The following is a 15,883-nucleotide window of genomic DNA, read 5'->3' on the forward strand; positions in this document are numbered from 1 at the left end:
AAAATCAGTCCTGTCGGATACAACAGCTCATATGACCTATGAGCCGCTGGACTCCGCCCCCGCCGACGCCGCCGCCCTGCTGGAGCGCGCCAAGGCCGTCCTGAGCGCCACCCCGGTCGTGGACGGCCACAACGACCTCCCCTGGGCGATGCGCGAGCAGGTCGGCTACGACCTCGACGCCCTCGACCTGGCCGCCGACCAGAGCGCCCGTCTGCACACCGACCTCGCCCGCCTCACCGCGGGCGGGGTCGGCGCGCAGTTCTGGTCCGTCTACGTGCCCAGCAGGCTCGCCGGGGACCACGCCGTCAGTGCCACCCTCGAACAGATCGACTTCGTCCACGCCCTGGTCGACCGCTTCCCCGACCGGCTGCGGCTCGCGCTCACCGCCGACGACCTGCAGGCCGCCCGCGCCGAGGGCCGCATCGCCTCCCTCATCGGCGCCGAGGGCGGCCACTCCATCGACTGCTCGCTCGCCACCCTGCGCGCCCTGTACGCGCTCGGCGTCCGGTACATGACGCTCACCCACAACGACAACACGCCGTGGGCCGACTCCGCGACCGACAAGCCCGCCGCGGGCGGCCTCACCGCCTTCGGCGAGGAGGTCGTGCGGGAGATGAACCGGCTGGGCATGCTCGTCGACCTCTCGCACGTCTCCGCCGACACCATGCGCGACGCCCTGCGGGTCAGCGAGGCGCCGGTGCTCTTCTCGCACTCCTCCTCGCGCGCCGTCTGCGCCCACCCGCGCAACGTCCCCGACGACGTCCTCGGCCGGCTCCCCGGCAACGGCGGCGTGGCGATGGCCACCTTCGTGCCCAAGTTCATCCTGCCCGCCGCCATCGAGTGGACCGCCGCCGCGGACGAGAACATGGAGGCGCACGGCTTCGACCACCTCGACACCACCCCGGCCGGGATGGCCTGCCAGCGCGCCTTCGAGCAGGCCAACCCGCGCCCGATCGCCACCGTCGCCACCGTCGCCGACCACCTCGACCACATGCGCGAGGTCGCCGGCATCGACCACATCGGCATCGGCGGCGACTTCGACGGCACCGCCTTCCTCCCGGACGGCCTGGACGACGTCGCCGGCTACCCCAACCTGATCGCCGAACTGCTGCGCCGCGGCTGGTCCGGGACCGACCTGGGGAAGCTCACCTGGCACAACGCCGTCCGGGTCCTGCGCGACGCCGAGTCCGCCGCCGCCCGCCTGCGCGCGGAGGGCCGCACCCCGTCCCTCGCCACCATCGCGGGCCTGCGCGGCCTGGACGGCTGACCGGCGGGGAATGACCGGCCCCCCGGCCGCGCTGGGGCCGAAGGGAAGGCACCCCGGCCGCGGGTGCCCGGACACCAGGAGGCAGGGCATGGACGACGACCGGGAGACGGTCCGCAGGATCCTCACCGAGCTGGGCGACACCTGGGCCGTCGTGGGCCTGTCCTCCAACCGGGGGCGGGCGGCCTACGGCGTGGCCGAGGTGCTGCAGCGCTTCGGCAAGCGGATCGTGCCCGTGCACCCCAAGGCGGAGACGGTGCTCGGCGAGCAGGGGTACGCCTCCCTCGCGGACATCCCCTTCGACGTCGACGTGGTCGACGTCTTCGTCCGCTCGGAACTCGCCGGCCGGGTCGCCGACGAGGCGGCCGCCGTCGGCGCCAGGGCGGTCTGGTTCCAGCTCGGCGTGATCGACGAGGCCGCCCGCGACCGCACCCGGGCCGCGGGCCTGGACATGGTCATGGACCGGTGCCCCGCCATCGAGATCCCGAGGCTCGACCCGGCCCGGGGCTGACGCCGCAAGCTCCCGGCCCCGCCGGACGACCGACGTCCGGCGGGGCCCGGGGTGCGTGCTGTCAGCTCGGGCGGCCGAGGGCGCGGTAGGTCCAGCCGGCCGCCCGCCAGGCCTCGGCGTCCAGGACGTTGCGTCCGTCGAGCAGCCGGCGTTCGGCGACCACCGCGCCCAGCTCGGCCGGGTCGAGCGCGCGGAACTCCTGCCACTCGGTGAGGTGCAGCACGACGTGCGCGCCCTCGGCGGCCTCCAGCGCCGAGGGCGCGTAGGCGAGGCCCGGGAACATCTTGCGCGCGTTGTCCATCGCCTTGGGGTCGTAGACGGTGACCTGCGCGCCCTGGAGCTGGATCTGGGCGGCGACGTTGAGCGCCGGCGAGTCCCGGATGTCGTCCGAGTTCGGCTTGAACGCGGCGCCGAGGACGGCGATCCGCCGGCCCAGGAAGCCGCCGTCGCACTGCTCGCGGGCCAGCTCGACCATCCGGGAGCGGCGGCGCATGTTGATCGAGTCGACCTCGCGCAGGAAGGTCAGTGCCTGGTCGGCGCCCAGTTCGCCGGCCCGCGCCATGAACGCCCGGATGTCCTTGGGCAGGCAGCCGCCGCCGAAGCCCAGGCCGGAGTTGAGGAACTTGCCGCCGATCCGCTCGTCCAGCGCGAGCGCCGCGCTCAGCTGGGTGACGTCGGCGCCGGCCGCCTCGCAGACCTCGGCCATCGCGTTGATGAAGGAGATCTTGGTGGCCAGGAAGGAGTTGGCGGCGGTCTTCACCAGCTCGGCGGTCGCGTAGTCGGTGACCAGGAACGGCACCCCGGCGGCGATCGGCTCGGCGTACACCTCGCGCAGCAGCCGCTCGGCGTGCTCGCTGCGGGCGCCGACCACGATCCGGTCCGGGCGCAGGGTGTCCTGGACGGCGAAGCCCTCGCGCAGGAACTCCGGGTTCCAGGCGAGTTCGGCGCCCTCGCCGACCGGGGCCAGTGCGGCCAGCCGCTCCGCCAGCCGGCCCGCCGAGCCGACCGGCACGGTGGACTTGCCGACCACCAGCACCGGACGGGTCAGGTGCGGGGCCAGCGCGTCGATCGCGGCGTCCACGTACGACATGTCGGCGGCGAACTCGCCCTTGCGCTGCGGGGTGTTGACGCAGACGAAGTGCACGTCGCCGAAATCGGCGGCTTCCTGCGGGGAGGTCGTGAACCGCAGCCGGCCGGTCGAACCCTCGTGCCCGGCCACGTGCTTGAGCAGCAGTTCGGACAGGCCCGGCTCGTACATCGGGACCTTGCCGGCGGTCAGCGTCGCGATCTTCTCCGGGTCGATGTCCAGCCCCAGCACCTCGAAGCCGAACTCCGCCATGGCGGCGGCGTGGGTGGCGCCGAGATAGCCGGTGCCGATCACGGAGATGCGGAGGGTCACGGTTTCCCCTTCGGGCGGGCGACGGGCGGCACGGTGCCGGGTGGCGGCCGTGCCCACCGATGCTATCCGGCCCTACAGGGAGGTCCCAGACGGTCCCGCGGGCCCCGGTTTCGGCCGTTGTCCGCAAAGCCGGGCAAAGCCCCACGCGCGGACCGGGACCGACGGCACAATACGCCCATGGAGCCGGAGGACGAGCAGTCGGGCGAGCACGAGCGGCGGCCGGCCCCCTCCGGGCTGAGCCTCTTCGAGCCGCGGGATCAGCCGGGGGAGCAGCCGGCGGAGCCCGGCGGCGCCTTTGACGTGGCGGACCCCGGCACCGAGTCGCCGTCCCGCCGCCGCCGCACCCGGCGGGTCCTGCTCTGGACCGTCTCCACCCTGCTCGCCCTCGTCCTCGGCGCCGGCGGCGCCCTGTGGTGGACGGCCGAGCACTACGCGTCCTCCGTCCACCGCATCCCGGACGCCTTCCCGACCGTCCCGGACTCCGCCCAGCCGAAGCCCGTCCCGGACAGCGGACTCAACCTCCTGCTGGTCGGCCTGGACGCCCGCTCCGACACCCCCACCACCGGCAGCGCCGCCAAGGCCCCGGCCTGGCAGGCCGGCGCGGCGCGCAGCGACACCATGATGCTGCTGCACCTCTCCGAGGACCGCCGCTCCGCGACCCTGGTCTCGCTGCCCCGGGACACCTGGGTGCCGGTGCCCGGCCACGGCGAGGCCAAGCTGAACGCCGCCTACTCCTGGGGCGGCCCGGCGTTGATGACCGAGACCGTGCAGAACCTCACCGGCATCCGCGTCGACCACCTCGCGGTGATCGACTGGAACGGCTTCCGCGCCCTCACCGACGCGGTCGGCGGCGTCGACATCACCGTCCCGCGCACCATCGAGGGCGTCGGCGAGGCCCGCGCCTGGGAGGCCGGCACCCACCACATGGACGGCGCCACCGCGCTGCTCTACGTCCGCGAGCGCTACGGCCTGCCCGGCGGCGACCTCGACCGCACCAAGCGCCAGCAGAACTTCCTGCGGGCGCTGATGCTCAAGGTGATGGACTCCGGCACGCTCACCAGCCCGGCACGGCTCGGCGGTCTGCTGGGCACGGTCGGCGAGGTGGTCAGCGTCGACGACCGGCTCTCCAACACCGGCCTCTTCCAGCTCGCCTGGAGCCTGCGCTCGCTGCGCGCGGACGACGTGCGCTTCCTGAACGCGCCGTTCGGCGGCTTCGCGACCCGGGGCGAGCAGAGTGTGGTGCTGCTGGCCGACCGCCCGGCGGAGCGGCTCTGGGAAGCGATCCGCAACGACCGCACGGAGCAGTACTTCCAGGAGCACCGGGCCGGTGACACCCTCGGGGCGGACGTCGACTGACCTAGGCAGCCGCAGGTCGGAGGCCTAGGATCTACTTAACGGTAATTAACCGGTTCCACGGCTGGAACGACTCTCCGAAATCGACTCTCCGAAGAGGCAGGCATCATGGCGGGCAGCGCAGGCGCGGCGGACTTCGATCTCTTCCGGATCTCCGAGGAGCACGAGATGCTCCGTGCGGCGGTGCGTTCGCTGGCCGAGGCGAAGATCGCTCCGTTCGCGGCGGATGTGGACGAGCAGGGGCGGTTCCCGCAGGAGGCGCTGGACGCGTTGCGGGGAAATGACCTGCACGCGGTGCATGTGCCGGAGGAGTTCGGGGGTGCGGGGGCGGACGCGCTGGCGACGGTGATCGTGATCGAGGAGGTGGCGCGGGTGTGCGCCTCGTCGTCGTTGATCCCGGCGGTGAACAAGCTGGGCTCGCTGCCGGTGCAGTTGTCGGGGTCGCCGGAGTTGAAGGCGAAGTACCTGGGGGCGCTGGCGCGCGGGGAGGGGATGTTCTCGTACTGCCTGTCGGAGCCGGAGGCGGGTTCGGATGCGGCGGGGATGAGGACCCGGGCGGTGCGGGACGGGGACTTCTGGGTGCTGAACGGGGTGAAGCGGTGGATCACCAACGCGGGGGTGTCGGAGTTCTACACGGTGATGGCGGTGACGGATCCGGAGAAGCGGTCGAAGGGGATCTCGGCGTTCGTGGTGGAGAAGGGCGACGCGGGGGTGTCGTTCGGTGCGCCGGAGCGGAAGCTGGGGATCAAGGGGTCGCCGACGCGTGAGGTGTACTTCGACAATGTGCGGATTCCGGTGGATCGGATGATCGGTGCGGAGGGGACGGGGTTCGCGACGGCGATGCGGACGCTGGACCACACGCGGGTGACGATCGCGGCGCAGGCGTTGGGGATCGCGCAGGGGGCGTTGGACTACGCGAAGGGGTATGTGGGGGAGCGTCGGCAGTTCGGGAAGCCGATCGGGGACTTCCAGGGTGTGCAGTTCATGTTGGCGGACATGGCGATGAAGCTGGAGGCGGCGCGTCAGTTGACGTACGCGGCGGCGGCGAGGTCGCAGCGGGGGGACGGGGATCTGACGTTCTTCGGTGCGGCGGCGAAGTGTTTCGCGTCGGACGCGGCGATGGAGATCACGACGGACGCGGTGCAGTTGCTGGGCGGGTACGGGTACACCCGGGACTATCCGTTGGAGCGGATGATGCGGGACGCGAAGATCACGCAGATCTACGAGGGCACCAACCAGATCCAGCGCATCGTGATGGCCCGCAACCTGCCGTAACCCGCCTCGGCACCCACCGGAGCCCCTGGCCGACCTCCTCGGCCGGGGGCTTCTGCCGTTCCGTCGAACCTATGGGATTCCTACAAGGGCGGGCCGGTCGAATCGGCCCGCCGGCACATCTGAACGACCATCACGGCCATGGCAGTGTGGGCAGTGAGGCGAAAGCTCCCCGTGTCCACCGATGCGGCGAGTTGTACCTACCTCACAACCTCCACAGAAGCCATGGAGCCTTTTCGATGGGTACTGACAACAACCGGACCCGAGGCCTCGTCACCGAGCCGGTGCTGGTCACCGGACTCGGGGCGACCACCCCGCTCGGCGGCGACGTCGCCTCCACCTGGGCCGCGATGCTGGCCGGCGACGGCGGCATCCGGCCGATCGAGGCCGACTGGGCCGCCGGACTCCCGATCCGGATCGCCGGACAGCTCGCGGTCGAACCCACCGAGGTCCTCGACCGGGTCCGGGCCCGGCGGCTCGACCGCTGCGAGCAGGTCGCGCTGGTCGCCGCCCGCGAGGCCTGGGCCGACGCCGGCGCCCCCGAGGTCGACGGCGAGCGGCTGGCCGTGGTGATCGGCACCGGCACCGGCGGAGCGCTCACCATGCTCGGCCAGGACGACGTCCTGGAGGCCTCCGGCGTCCGGAAGGTCTCCCCGCACACCGTGCCGATGCTGATGGCCAACGGCCCCGCCGCCTGGGTCTCCATCGAACTCGGTGCCCGGGCCGGCGCCCACACCCCGGTGAGCGCCTGCGCGTCCGGCGCCGAGGCGATCGCGCTCGGCCTGGACCTCATCCGCCTCGGCCGGGCCGACGTGGTGGTGGCGGGCGGCGCCGAGGCGTGCATCTGCCCGCTGACGCTGGCCGGTTTCGCCCAGGCCAGGGCCCACTCGCTGCGCAACGACGAGCCCGGCCGCGCCTCCCGCCCGTTCGACGCCGACCGGGACGGCTTCGTGATCGGCGAGGGCGCGGCCGTCGTCGTCCTCGAACGGGCCGGCTTCGCCGCCGCCCGCCGGGCCCGCGCCCACGCCGCCCTGGCCGGTGCGGCGGTCACCTCCGACGCCCACCACATCACCGCGGCCGCCGCCGAGGGCCAGGTCCGCGCGATGCGCCGGGCGGTCGCCGAAGCCGGGCTGTCGCCGCTGGACATCGCGCTCGTCCAGGCCCATGCCACCTCCACCCCGCTCGGCGACCTGGTCGAGGCCGAGTCGGTCACCGCGGCGATCGGCGCCCACCCGCTGGTCACCGCCGCCAAGTCGATGACCGGCCACCTCTTCGGCGCGGCCGGCGCGGTGGGCGCGCTCGCGACCGTCCTCGCACTGCGCGACGGCGTCGTCCCGCCCACCCGCAACCTGGAGCGGCAGGACCCGGCGGTCAAGCTCGACGTGGTCGCGGGCGCCGCCCGCCGGGGCCCGCTCGGCGCGGCGCTCACCAACGCCTTCGGCTTCGGCGGCCACAACGCCTCGCTGGTGTTCACGCCTGCGCCGTGAAAACCGGGCGCCCGCCGGGCGGGCGCTCAGGGGGCGTGTCTGACCATTCCCGCCGGGCGGGCGGCGGCAGGGCACGCACGCCCCCAGCCTTCGGCCGGGAGGTACCCCCACGCCGCGTTGTCGTCGGTCGCCGATGGCCCCCAGCCTGGCGGCCGGGAGGTGCCCCCACCGCATGGACTCCCTCCTCCGCCTTGCGATGCACGCACCCTGCCGCCGCCCGCTGATCCGACGCGAATGGTCAGACACGCCCCTAGGGTGACCGGCATGTCTACGCCCACGGAATCGTCTTCGGCACCCGCCCTGCGGCTCGAACCGGTCACCCCGCAGAACATCGACGCCGCCCTGGAGCTGAAGGTCCGCCCGGACCAGGAGCACCTGGTCGCCCCGGTGGCCAGGTCGCTGGCCGAGGCGTACGCGTACGGCGGGACCGCCTGGCCCCGGCTGGTCTACGACGGCGAGCGGCTGGTCGGCTTCGTGATGGCCTTCTTCGACGTCGTCTTCCAGCCCGGCGATCAGCCGCTCGCCGGCCTCTGGCGCCTCAACATCGCCGCCGACACCCAGGGCAGGGGCTACGGCCGCTTCGCGGTCGAGCAGGTCGCCGCCGAGATCCGCCGCCGCGGCGGTACCCGGGTCTGCGTCACCTACGTGCCCGGGGAGGGCGGCCCGGCGGGGTTCTACGCCCGCCTCGGCTTCCGGCCGACGGGCGGGTTCAGCGGGGAGCAGGCGATCGCGGAGCTGGAGCTGGGCTGAACGGGAGGGCGGGCGCCCCGGCCGTGGCCGGGGCGCCCGCCCGTTCTGCGGGCCGTGCTCAGCCTCAGTGGACCAGGAGGAACTTGGTGGTCGGCACACTCGGGCCGCTGGCGCAGTCCAGGTTCTGGGTGGTGGCGCTGTAGGTCCAGCCGCGGGGGACGTCGCACGCCCACATGCCGTTCACCGGCGTGCGCAGGTGGAAGGTGGTGGACGGGACGCTGCTGCCGTACAACAGGCTGCAGGAGGTGCTGCGGCCGACGTAGTCATAGGTGAAGGCCGGGGTGCCCACGCAGGCGGTGAGACCGTCGTACGGGGTGCGCAGGTGGTAGGCGTTGGAGACCACGCCGGACTGCTGGCTGCACGCGTAGCCCCAGGAGATGGAGTCGTAGACGAAGGCCGGCGTGCTGATGCACGCGGTCAGGCCGTCGACGGGCGTGCGCAGGTGGAACTGCGGCGAGTTCCAGCTGCCGCCGCCGCTGCAGCTGCGGTTCATGGACACCTGGTCGTAGACGTAGCCGGCCGGGACGTCACAGGCCCAGACGCCGTCCAGACCCGTGGCGGTGGTCGTGGTGGCGGAGGCGGGTGCGGTGGCGGCGGCGCCGGAGAGCAGCAGTGCCAGCGCGGCGAAGGCCGCGAGCAGGGCGCTCCGGAGGGTACGGGCGGTTCGTGCGACGGACATGGTTCTCCTTCGGTGGAGGAGTTGCCGATGGGTGCACGGTGCTGGCGGTGGTGGACGCGGGTGAGCGTTCACTGCCGCCGACGGTTCTAGCACGTACGGCGGACCGCCGGCCCGGTGCTCCGCCCCGGACGATCGTTCCGCCGCCCGCCGTCTACGCGACCACGTGCGGTTCCTCCGGTTCATGTCAGCCGATCGGCGCCGCCGCCTGCTGCCGCGCCCGGCGCAGCCGGCGTGGACGGGCGACCCGGCTGCCGCCGGGCCACCCGTCCGTTCTACGGGCGAGTGCGGTCAGTGGGTCAGGAGGAACCTGGTGCCCGGCACGCCCTGGACGGCGGCGCAGTCCAGGCCCGAACCGGTGGCGCTGTAGGTCCAGCCGGCCGGGACGCTGCACGCCCACATGCCGTTGACCGGAATCCGCAGGTGGAAGGTGCTGGCGAGGACGCCCGACGACTGGCTGCACGTGGTGCTGTGGCCGATGGAGTCGTAGGTGAAGCCCGGCGCGCTGGTACAGGCGGTCAGGCCGTCGACGGGCGTGCGCAGGTGGAACTGCGGCGAGTTCCAGCTGCCGCCGCCGCTGCAGCTGCGGTTCATGGACACCCCGTCGTAGACGTAGCCGGCCGGGACGGAGCAGGCGTAGGTGCCGTCCAGGCCGGTGGTCGTCGTGGTGGTGGCGGAGGCGGGCGCGGTGGCGGCGGCGCCGGAGAGCAGCAGGGCCACCGCGGCCGAGGCCGCGAGGAGGCCGGATCGTGCGGTGCGTGCGGTTCGTGCGACGGACATGGTTCTCCTTCGGTCGAGGAGTTGCCGGTGGATGCACGGTGCAGGGGGCGGTGATCGCGGGTGAGCGGTCACTGCCGCCGACGGTTCTAGCACGTACGACGGGCGGTCGGCCCGGTGATCCGCCCCGGACGATCATCCCGCCGCCCGCCGTCTGCGCGCCCGCGCGTGATCCCTCCGGCCCGTGTCAGCCGATCAACGCCGCCGCTTCCTGCCGCGCCTGGCGTAGCCACTGCGCGCGCTCGCCGTCCGAGGAATCGGTCACGGTGCGGAACACCCGCCTACGAACGTCCGTCACACCGACGTAGGGCAGCACGCACGCCGCCCAGATCCGCTCCAGCGGATCCCCGAACTCCTCGCGCTCCCGGGTCTCCGGGGTGTCGGACGTGTTCAGCACCAACGCCCGCCCGGCCCGCAGCAGCCCGACGGGCTCCCCGTCCGCCGTCCCCAGCTTGTACGCGACGCCGGGCACCATCACCCGCTGCACCCACCCGGCGAGCACGGCGGGCGGCATGCCCCACCAGTTCGGGTGGACGAGGACCAGCGCGTCCAGCGTCGCCACCTCGGCCCGGTGCAGCGCGAGCTGCCCGTCCGTCGCGGCCCCGCTCGCCGCCACCGTCTCCGTCTCGCCGGCGGTCAGCAGCGGCGAGAACCCCTCGGCGTACAGATCGTGCGCGACGACCTCGACGCCCTGGCCGTGCAACTCGTCCACCACGGCCTCGAACAGCGCATGGTTGAAGCTCCCCGGCTTCGGATGCGCCAGATAGACCCCGACCCGCTTCTTCACGACTTCCCCTTCCGCCCCTCCCGATCGGCCGATCCTAACCCCGGTAGGGTCGACCGCCGTGACCACCACCGAGCCCGAATTCCTCACCGCCGCCCGGACGTTCTACGACGCCGTCGCCGCCGACTACGCCGACCGCTACGGCGGCGCGCTGGCCACCGCGACCTGGGACCGCGCCGTGCTCGCCGCCTTCGCCGAGCTGGTCGCGGCGGCCGGCGGCGGCCGCGTCGCCGAACTCGGCTGCGGCCCGGGCCGGATCACGGGACACCTGGCGGCTCTCGGCCTGGACGTCTCCGGCCTCGACCTCTCCCCGCGCATGGTGGAGGTGGCTCGCGCCGCGCACCCGGAGATCCCCTTCCAGGTCGGCTCGCTGCTCGACCTTCCCTATGGTGACGGCGAGTTGGCCGGCATCGTGGCCTGGTACTCGATCATCCACACCCCGGCCGAGCAGTTGCCGAGGGTCTTCGCCGAGTTCCACCGCGTCCTCGCCCCCGGCGCCCCGGCGGTCCTCGCCTTCCAGGTGGGCGATGCCTCCCTGTGCATCGAGGACCCTTTCGGCCACCCGGTCACCCTGGACTTCCGCCGCCAACAGCCCGCCCACATAGCGGCCCTGGCCGCCGAGGCCGGCCTGAAGGTCACCACCCGCCTCCTCCGCGACCCGGAGGACGGGGAGAAGACCCCGCAGGCCTACCTCCTCGCGCACAAGGTGGTGGAGTAGCGGCCTACTCCGTCTGCCACAGCTTCGCCAGGCCCTCCCGAGCCGAGTCGGCGTCCGGGTGGTCGAACTCCTCGTAGACGGCGACCGCTTGAGTGAAGGTGGCGATGGCCTCTTCCTTGCGTCCCATGGTGTGCAGGACAGCCCCGAGAGTCCCCAGAGCGATTACCTCTTCGTGTCGGTTGCCCATCGCGCGATGGAGGGAGAGCGCTTCGGTGCACGCCCTGACGGCTTCCTCGTACCGTCCCACGCGATCCAGAGCGGTCGCGAGAGTGACGAGGACGACGGCTTCCCCGTACTGGTCGCCGAGTTCAACGTGGAGGGCGTGAGCGCGTAGGAGCGCGGTGATGGCTTCGTCGAATCGCCCGGCGTCCTGAAGGGCGCGGCTGATACCGATGAGTGCGATGGCTTCCATGCGGGGGTCCTCGCTGAGGGCCAAGGCCTCGGTGTGGGTGGTCATCGCGTGATCGTGGCGACCCATCTTTGCCTGGACGATGGCGAGGCCGAGCATGGTCAGGATTTCATTTCGCCGATCCCCGCATGCGCGGTGGATGGTGAGCGCCTGCGTATAGGCCTCGACAGCCTCCTCGAATCGTTGAGCCTCTGCCAGGCTGATGCCGAGATGAAGGAGGGCCTGGGATTCGGATGACGGGTCCTTGAGCATGCGGAAGACTTCGACGGACTTCTGATCGGCCTCGATTGCGGCCTCGAGCATCTCCATCTTTCGCAGGACGGAGGCGTACGAAGTGAGCGCGGCGGCGGCAGAGTGGCTGTCGTGGGTCGTTGCGGCGGCCTCAAGAGTTCGAGCGGCTACGAGAAGTGCGTCCTTGTGATGGTGCCGGTGGTGCAACAGGTAGGTGCCGAGACCGAAGCCCACCCGGAGGATGGAACGGGCATCGGTCTCGGGGAGCCCGATGCCCGTCGTGAGGTTGGCGCGCTCGGCGTCGAGCCAGGTGAGTGCGGTGGTCTGGTCGGGGAACCGGCTGTGGCGACGCTCGCCGTTGATGAACCCGGGGAGGTGGAGTGCGGCGGCGCGAGCCGTCTCCACGTAGTGGTCCCACAAGCGGCTCCACGCCGCCTCGTGGTCCTCCTCCCCGTCCTGCTCCAGCAGCCGCGCCGCGTACAGCCGCACCAGGTCGTGCGTGCGCCACCGCCCCGAGCCCACCGGCTGCTCCGCCAGCAGGTTCGCCCGGGCCAGCGCCGCCAGGTGCCGCCTCGCCGCCGGCTTCCCCAGGCCGGCCAGGATCGCCACCGCCTCCGTGGACACGTCCGGCCCCGGATTCACCGTCGTCAGCCGCAGCAGCCGCGCCGTCTCCGCCCCCAATCGCCGGTAGGACAGCTCGAACGCCCCCGCCACCGCGAGCGACATCCCGCCGCCGTCGCCGTGCCGCAGGGCGTCCAGCCGGCCCCCGGTGTCCGCCAGCTCCTCCGCGAGATCGGCGAGCGGCAGCCCGGGGTCGTCCACCAGCAGCGCCGCCGCGATCTGCAGGGCCAGCGGCAGGTACCCGCAGTGCTCCGCGATCGCCGCCAGCGCCTCCGGCTCCGCCTCCGCCCGCCCGTCCTCCGGCCGGGCCCGCCGCAGCGCCGTCGCCACCAGTTGCCCGGCCTCCACAGCCCCCAGCACCCCGAGCGGCACCAGCCGCGCCGGAAAGCCGGGGGAGTGCAGGCTGTCCCGCGAGGTGACCAGCAGCCGGTGGCAGGAGTCCGCCGGCACCAGCGGGGCCACCTGCTCCGCCGCCGAGGCGTCGTCCGCGAGCACCAGCACCGCCCCGGCCTCCGCCGCCCGTCTCGCCATCGTCGACCGGTACAGCCCGGTCTGCTCCTCCGCCGTCGGCGGCACGTCGTGGTCGCGGACGCCGAGCGCCCGCAGCAGTGCGCCGACCGCCTGCTCGCCGCTCACCGCGGCCCCGGGCCGGTAGCCGCGCAGCGGCACGTACAGCACCCCGCCCGGGAACCAGCCGCGCCGCACGGCCTCGTGCGCCGCGTGCAGCGCGAGCGCCGTCTTCCCGACGCCCGCGAGCCCGGCCACGGCGGAGACCAGCACCGGCCCGCCGTCCCCGGCGGACGGCGCGAGCAGCGCCAGCAGCGCCTCCGACACCTCCCCGCGCCCCACCAGGTCCACCGGGGGCGCGGGGAGCGACGCGAGCGCCGTCGGCGCCGGCCCGCCACCCACTGCCCCGAGGGCGACGTGCATGGTCCCGGCCTGGAACACGTTGCCGGCCTCGCTGCCGCTGACCTCGTTGCGGACCCTGTCCTCCCCGTTTTCCACGCCGCCATCCTGGCCCAGACACCGCCCCGCGTGGGGCCGAACCTGTTGATCACCGGTCGGCGGAGCGTGACCAAACGCCGGGGGGCGCCGAGCGTCGGGGCGCCCGGCATGCCATGATCCCTGCATGGGTAGCAACGTTTTCTTCGACATCACCATCAACGACGAGCCGGCCGGCCGCATCGTCTTCACGCTCTTCGACGACATCGTCCCGAAGACCGCGCAGAACTTCCGCGAGCTGGCCACCGGCCAGCACGGCTTCGGTTACGAGGGCTCGTCCTTCCACCGCGTCATCCCGGGGTTCATGCTGCAGGGCGGCGACTTCACCCGCGGCGACGGCACCGGCGGCAAGAGCATCTACGGCGAGAAGTTCGCCGACGAGAACTTCAACCTGAAGCACACCAAGCCGGGCCAGCTCTCCATGGCCAACGCGGGCCGGAACACCAACGGCTCGCAGTTCTTCATCACCACCATCGTGACTGGCTGGCTGGACGACAAGCACGTCGTCTTCGGCGAGGTCGTCGAGGGCCTTGACCTCGTGACGAAGATCGAGGGCCTCGGCTCGCAGAGCGGCCGCACCAAGGCCAAGATCACCATCGCCAAGTCCGGCATCGTGGAGTAAGGGCTCGCCCCTCACCCGCATTCGGACGCGGCCCGCACACCATGGCGGGCCGCGTCCGCGCGTTTTTTCCGCCGCCCCGGCCCCCACCGACCGCAGCCGGCGTCTTCTTCCACAGCGGTCCAGGGTGAGGTGGTGCACCTCCGGCTGCTGCCCGTGATCACGCCCGCCCTGCCCGTGATCACGCCCGCCCTGTCGGGGCTCCTGCCCGCCTCGCCGGCCTTCGGCCCGGCGCCCCGGAGTTGTTCGGTGGCCTCGGCGACCACGGGGGAGAGGCGCACGCGTTGGCCGGCCTCGGCGAAGCCCTGTGGAGTGGGAAGTCGGATCGGCCGACTTCCCACTCCGGTCAGACCGCCGCCACCGCCGCCGCGACGAACAGCACCTGGAGCGCCGTGCGCGCGGGCAGCGGGGTGACCGGCTTCCCGGTGAGCGTGAGGCGGTGGCGGGCGGCGTACACGTTGGCGGGGAACATCGCGAGCATCAGCAGCGCGAGCCCGGCGGCGGCGTAGGGGGCGAGCGGCGGGACGAGGAGGCCGACGGCGCCGGCCAGTTCGAGGGCGCCGGTGAGCGTGACGAGCAGGGCGGGGCGGGGGAGCGCGGGCGGGACCATCGCGACGAAGTCGCGGCGGAAGGCGGGCAGGAAGTGCGGCACGCCGGTGGTGACGAACATCAGGGCGAGGGCGCCGCGGACGGCGGGCTGCCAGGCGTCGAGGGCGTCGACGGCGAGGAGTCCGAGCAGGCGGAGGACGGCGAAGCCGCCGAGGAGGGCGATGAGCGGTGCCATGCGGACACTCCAATCTTGTCACTGACAAGATTTGCGCGGCGAGGTAATCTTGTCAATGCCTAGATGTGGCGTCGGGAGGAGAGGGAGCGGAATGGGGAAGAACGAGAGCTACCACCACGGGAACCTGCGGCGGGCGGTGCTGGACGCGGCGCTGGCGGCGATCGAGGAGTCGGGGCCGTCGGGGTGGAGCCTGCGGGAGCTGGCGCGGCGGGCGGGGGTGTCGCATGCCGCGCCGGCGCACCACTTCGGGGACAAGACGGGGGTGCTGACGGCGGTCGCGGCGGAGGGGTTCGAGCAGTTCGCGGACGCGCTGGAGCGGTCGGTGGGGGATCCGTACGGGTCGGGGGTGGCGTATGTGCGGTTCGCGGTGGACCACCGGGCGTACTTCGAGGTGATGTTCCGGCCGGAGCTGTACCGGGTGGAGGACCCGGAGCTGGCGGCGGCGCGCGAGCGGGCGGGGGCGGTGCTGGCGGCGAGCGGGCGGAAGCTCTCGCGGGGGGCGGGGGAGGAGAGGGTGACGACGATCGCCGCGTGGTCGCTGGCCCATGGCTTCGCGAGCCTGTGGTTGAACGGGGCGCTGCCGGAGAGCCGGGGGGAGGGGGATGTGGAGGATCTGGCGAGGGATGTGTTGCGGATGGTGTTCGGGGGTGGTGCGGAGTAGGAAGTCGGCGGGGCCGACTTCCTACTCCGGGTGGGGGGTTAGCGAACTTCGATGGTGATCGACTCGATGACGACCGGTTCGAGGGGGCGGTCGCCCGGGCCGGTCGGGGTGGCGGCGATGGCGTCGACGATCTTTTGGCCGGCGGGGTCGATGACCTCGCCGAAGATGGTGTGCTTGCGGTTGAGGTGCGGGGTGGCGCGGGTGGTGATGAAGAACTGCGAGCCGTTGGTGTTCGGGCCGGAGTTGGCCATGGCCAGGAGGTAGGGCTTCGTGAAGAAGAGCTCGGGGTGGAACTCGTCGGGGAAGGCGTAGCCGGGGCCACCGGTGCCGTCGCCGAGGGGGTCGCCGCCCTGGATCATGAAGTTGGGGATGATGCGGTGGAAGGTCGTCCCGTTGTAGAGCGGAGCGGTGGTCGAGGCCCCGGTAGAGGGATGCGTCCACTCCCGTGAGCCTTCAGCCAGTTCCACGAAGTTGCGCACGGTGCGAGGGGTGTGGAACTGGAAGAGCTTGACGGTGATGTCACCGTGGTTGGTCTTGATGATGGCGTAGTGCTGCGAGCCCATGG

At 72.6% G+C, this 15,883-nt stretch carries 16 protein-coding genes; 9 read left to right on the top strand and 7 right to left on the bottom strand.

Going from position 1 to position 15,883, the window contains the following annotated elements:
- Positions 1-31 precede the first annotated feature (31 nt).
- Together ACFCLZ_RS23770 and ACFCLZ_RS23775 are read left to right on the top strand one after the other, a co-directional pair.
- Positions 32-1,267 carry a dipeptidase gene (locus ACFCLZ_RS23770; protein ID WP_380279041.1) on the top strand — a complete coding sequence of 412 codons (1,236 nt, stop codon included), beginning with the start codon at positions 32-34 and terminating at the stop codon, positions 1,265-1,267.
- 88 nt (positions 1,268-1,355) lie between these two features.
- Positions 1,356-1,775, top strand: coding sequence for a CoA-binding protein (locus tag ACFCLZ_RS23775; RefSeq protein ID WP_380279043.1), 420 nt, complete (start codon positions 1,356-1,358; stop codon positions 1,773-1,775).
- A gap of 61 nt (positions 1,776-1,836) precedes the next feature.
- Here the strand turns inward: ACFCLZ_RS23775 and ACFCLZ_RS23780 are convergent, their stop codons facing one another.
- Positions 1,837-3,174 (bottom strand): UDP-glucose dehydrogenase family protein, encoded by a 1,338-nt coding sequence (locus tag ACFCLZ_RS23780; RefSeq protein WP_380279045.1) that lies wholly within the window; start codon positions 3,172-3,174, stop codon positions 1,837-1,839.
- A 177-nt stretch (positions 3,175-3,351) separates the two neighbouring features.
- Here ACFCLZ_RS23780 and ACFCLZ_RS23785 point away from each other — a divergent pair, with 177 nt between their 5' ends.
- From ACFCLZ_RS23785 to ACFCLZ_RS23800, 4 genes are all read left to right on the top strand, one after another.
- Positions 3,352-4,530, top strand: coding sequence for an LCP family protein (locus ACFCLZ_RS23785; protein WP_380279047.1), 1,179 nt, complete (start codon positions 3,352-3,354; stop codon positions 4,528-4,530).
- Between the two features lie 105 nt (positions 4,531-4,635).
- Positions 4,636-5,802 (top strand): acyl-CoA dehydrogenase family protein, encoded by a 1,167-nt coding sequence (locus ACFCLZ_RS23790; RefSeq protein ID WP_380279049.1) that lies wholly within the window; start codon positions 4,636-4,638, stop codon positions 5,800-5,802.
- 236 nt (positions 5,803-6,038) lie between these two features.
- Positions 6,039-7,286 carry a beta-ketoacyl-[acyl-carrier-protein] synthase family protein gene (locus tag ACFCLZ_RS23795; protein ID WP_380279051.1) on the top strand — a complete coding sequence of 416 codons (1,248 nt, stop codon included), beginning with the start codon at positions 6,039-6,041 and terminating at the stop codon, positions 7,284-7,286.
- Positions 7,287-7,550: 264 nt separating this feature from the next.
- Positions 7,551-8,036: a GNAT family N-acetyltransferase gene (locus tag ACFCLZ_RS23800; RefSeq protein WP_380279053.1), complete on the top strand. Its 486-nt coding sequence runs from the start codon at positions 7,551-7,553 to the stop codon at positions 8,034-8,036.
- 64 nt (positions 8,037-8,100) lie between these two features.
- On the opposite strand, the gene ACFCLZ_RS23805 is transcribed toward ACFCLZ_RS23800, so the two are convergent.
- The 3 genes from ACFCLZ_RS23805 to ACFCLZ_RS23815 all read right to left on the bottom strand — a co-directional run bounded on the left by ACFCLZ_RS23805 (position 8,101) and on the right by ACFCLZ_RS23815 (position 10,276).
- A complete protein-coding gene (locus tag ACFCLZ_RS23805; protein ID WP_380279055.1) occupies positions 8,101-8,715 on the bottom strand; it encodes a hypothetical protein in 615 nt (204 codons plus the stop codon).
- Between the two features lie 288 nt (positions 8,716-9,003).
- Complete coding sequence (locus ACFCLZ_RS23810) at positions 9,004-9,492, bottom strand: hypothetical protein (protein WP_380279057.1); 489 nt, start codon at positions 9,490-9,492, stop codon at positions 9,004-9,006.
- A gap of 184 nt (positions 9,493-9,676) precedes the next feature.
- The gene (locus tag ACFCLZ_RS23815) at positions 9,677-10,276 is read right to left on the bottom strand and encodes an NAD(P)H-dependent oxidoreductase (protein WP_380279059.1); all 600 of its coding nucleotides are present in this window, start codon (positions 10,274-10,276) and stop codon (positions 9,677-9,679) included.
- A gap of 58 nt (positions 10,277-10,334) precedes the next feature.
- Here ACFCLZ_RS23815 and ACFCLZ_RS23820 point away from each other — a divergent pair, with 58 nt between their 5' ends.
- On the top strand, positions 10,335-10,991 hold the full coding sequence (locus tag ACFCLZ_RS23820) for a class I SAM-dependent methyltransferase (protein ID WP_380279061.1): 657 nt from the start codon (positions 10,335-10,337) through the stop codon (positions 10,989-10,991).
- 4 nt (positions 10,992-10,995) lie between these two features.
- On the opposite strand, the gene ACFCLZ_RS23825 is transcribed toward ACFCLZ_RS23820, so the two are convergent.
- Positions 10,996-13,257 (bottom strand): tetratricopeptide repeat protein, encoded by a 2,262-nt coding sequence (locus tag ACFCLZ_RS23825; protein ID WP_380279063.1) that lies wholly within the window; start codon positions 13,255-13,257, stop codon positions 10,996-10,998.
- 124 nt (positions 13,258-13,381) lie between these two features.
- Between ACFCLZ_RS23825 and ACFCLZ_RS23830 the strand changes: the two genes are divergently transcribed.
- Entirely contained in the window at positions 13,382-13,876 is a 495-nt protein-coding gene (locus tag ACFCLZ_RS23830; protein WP_380279065.1) for a peptidylprolyl isomerase, read from the top strand.
- Positions 13,877-14,219: 343 nt separating this feature from the next.
- On the opposite strand, the gene ACFCLZ_RS23835 is transcribed toward ACFCLZ_RS23830, so the two are convergent.
- The gene (locus ACFCLZ_RS23835) at positions 14,220-14,657 is read right to left on the bottom strand and encodes a DoxX family protein (RefSeq protein ID WP_380279067.1); all 438 of its coding nucleotides are present in this window, start codon (positions 14,655-14,657) and stop codon (positions 14,220-14,222) included.
- A gap of 91 nt (positions 14,658-14,748) precedes the next feature.
- On the opposite strand from ACFCLZ_RS23835, the gene ACFCLZ_RS23840 reads away from it, so the two are divergent.
- Positions 14,749-15,318: a TetR/AcrR family transcriptional regulator gene (locus ACFCLZ_RS23840; RefSeq protein WP_380279069.1), complete on the top strand. Its 570-nt coding sequence runs from the start codon at positions 14,749-14,751 to the stop codon at positions 15,316-15,318.
- 38 nt (positions 15,319-15,356) lie between these two features.
- Here ACFCLZ_RS23840 and ACFCLZ_RS23845 read toward each other — a convergent pair whose 3' ends face one another.
- Positions 15,357-15,881 (bottom strand): peptidylprolyl isomerase, encoded by a 525-nt coding sequence (locus ACFCLZ_RS23845; protein WP_380279071.1) that lies wholly within the window; start codon positions 15,879-15,881, stop codon positions 15,357-15,359.
- Positions 15,882-15,883 lie beyond the last annotated feature (2 nt).

This window comes from Kitasatospora purpeofusca (assembly GCF_042691725.1).
GTDB lineage: Bacteria > Actinomycetota > Actinomycetes > Streptomycetales > Streptomycetaceae > Kitasatospora > Kitasatospora purpeofusca_B.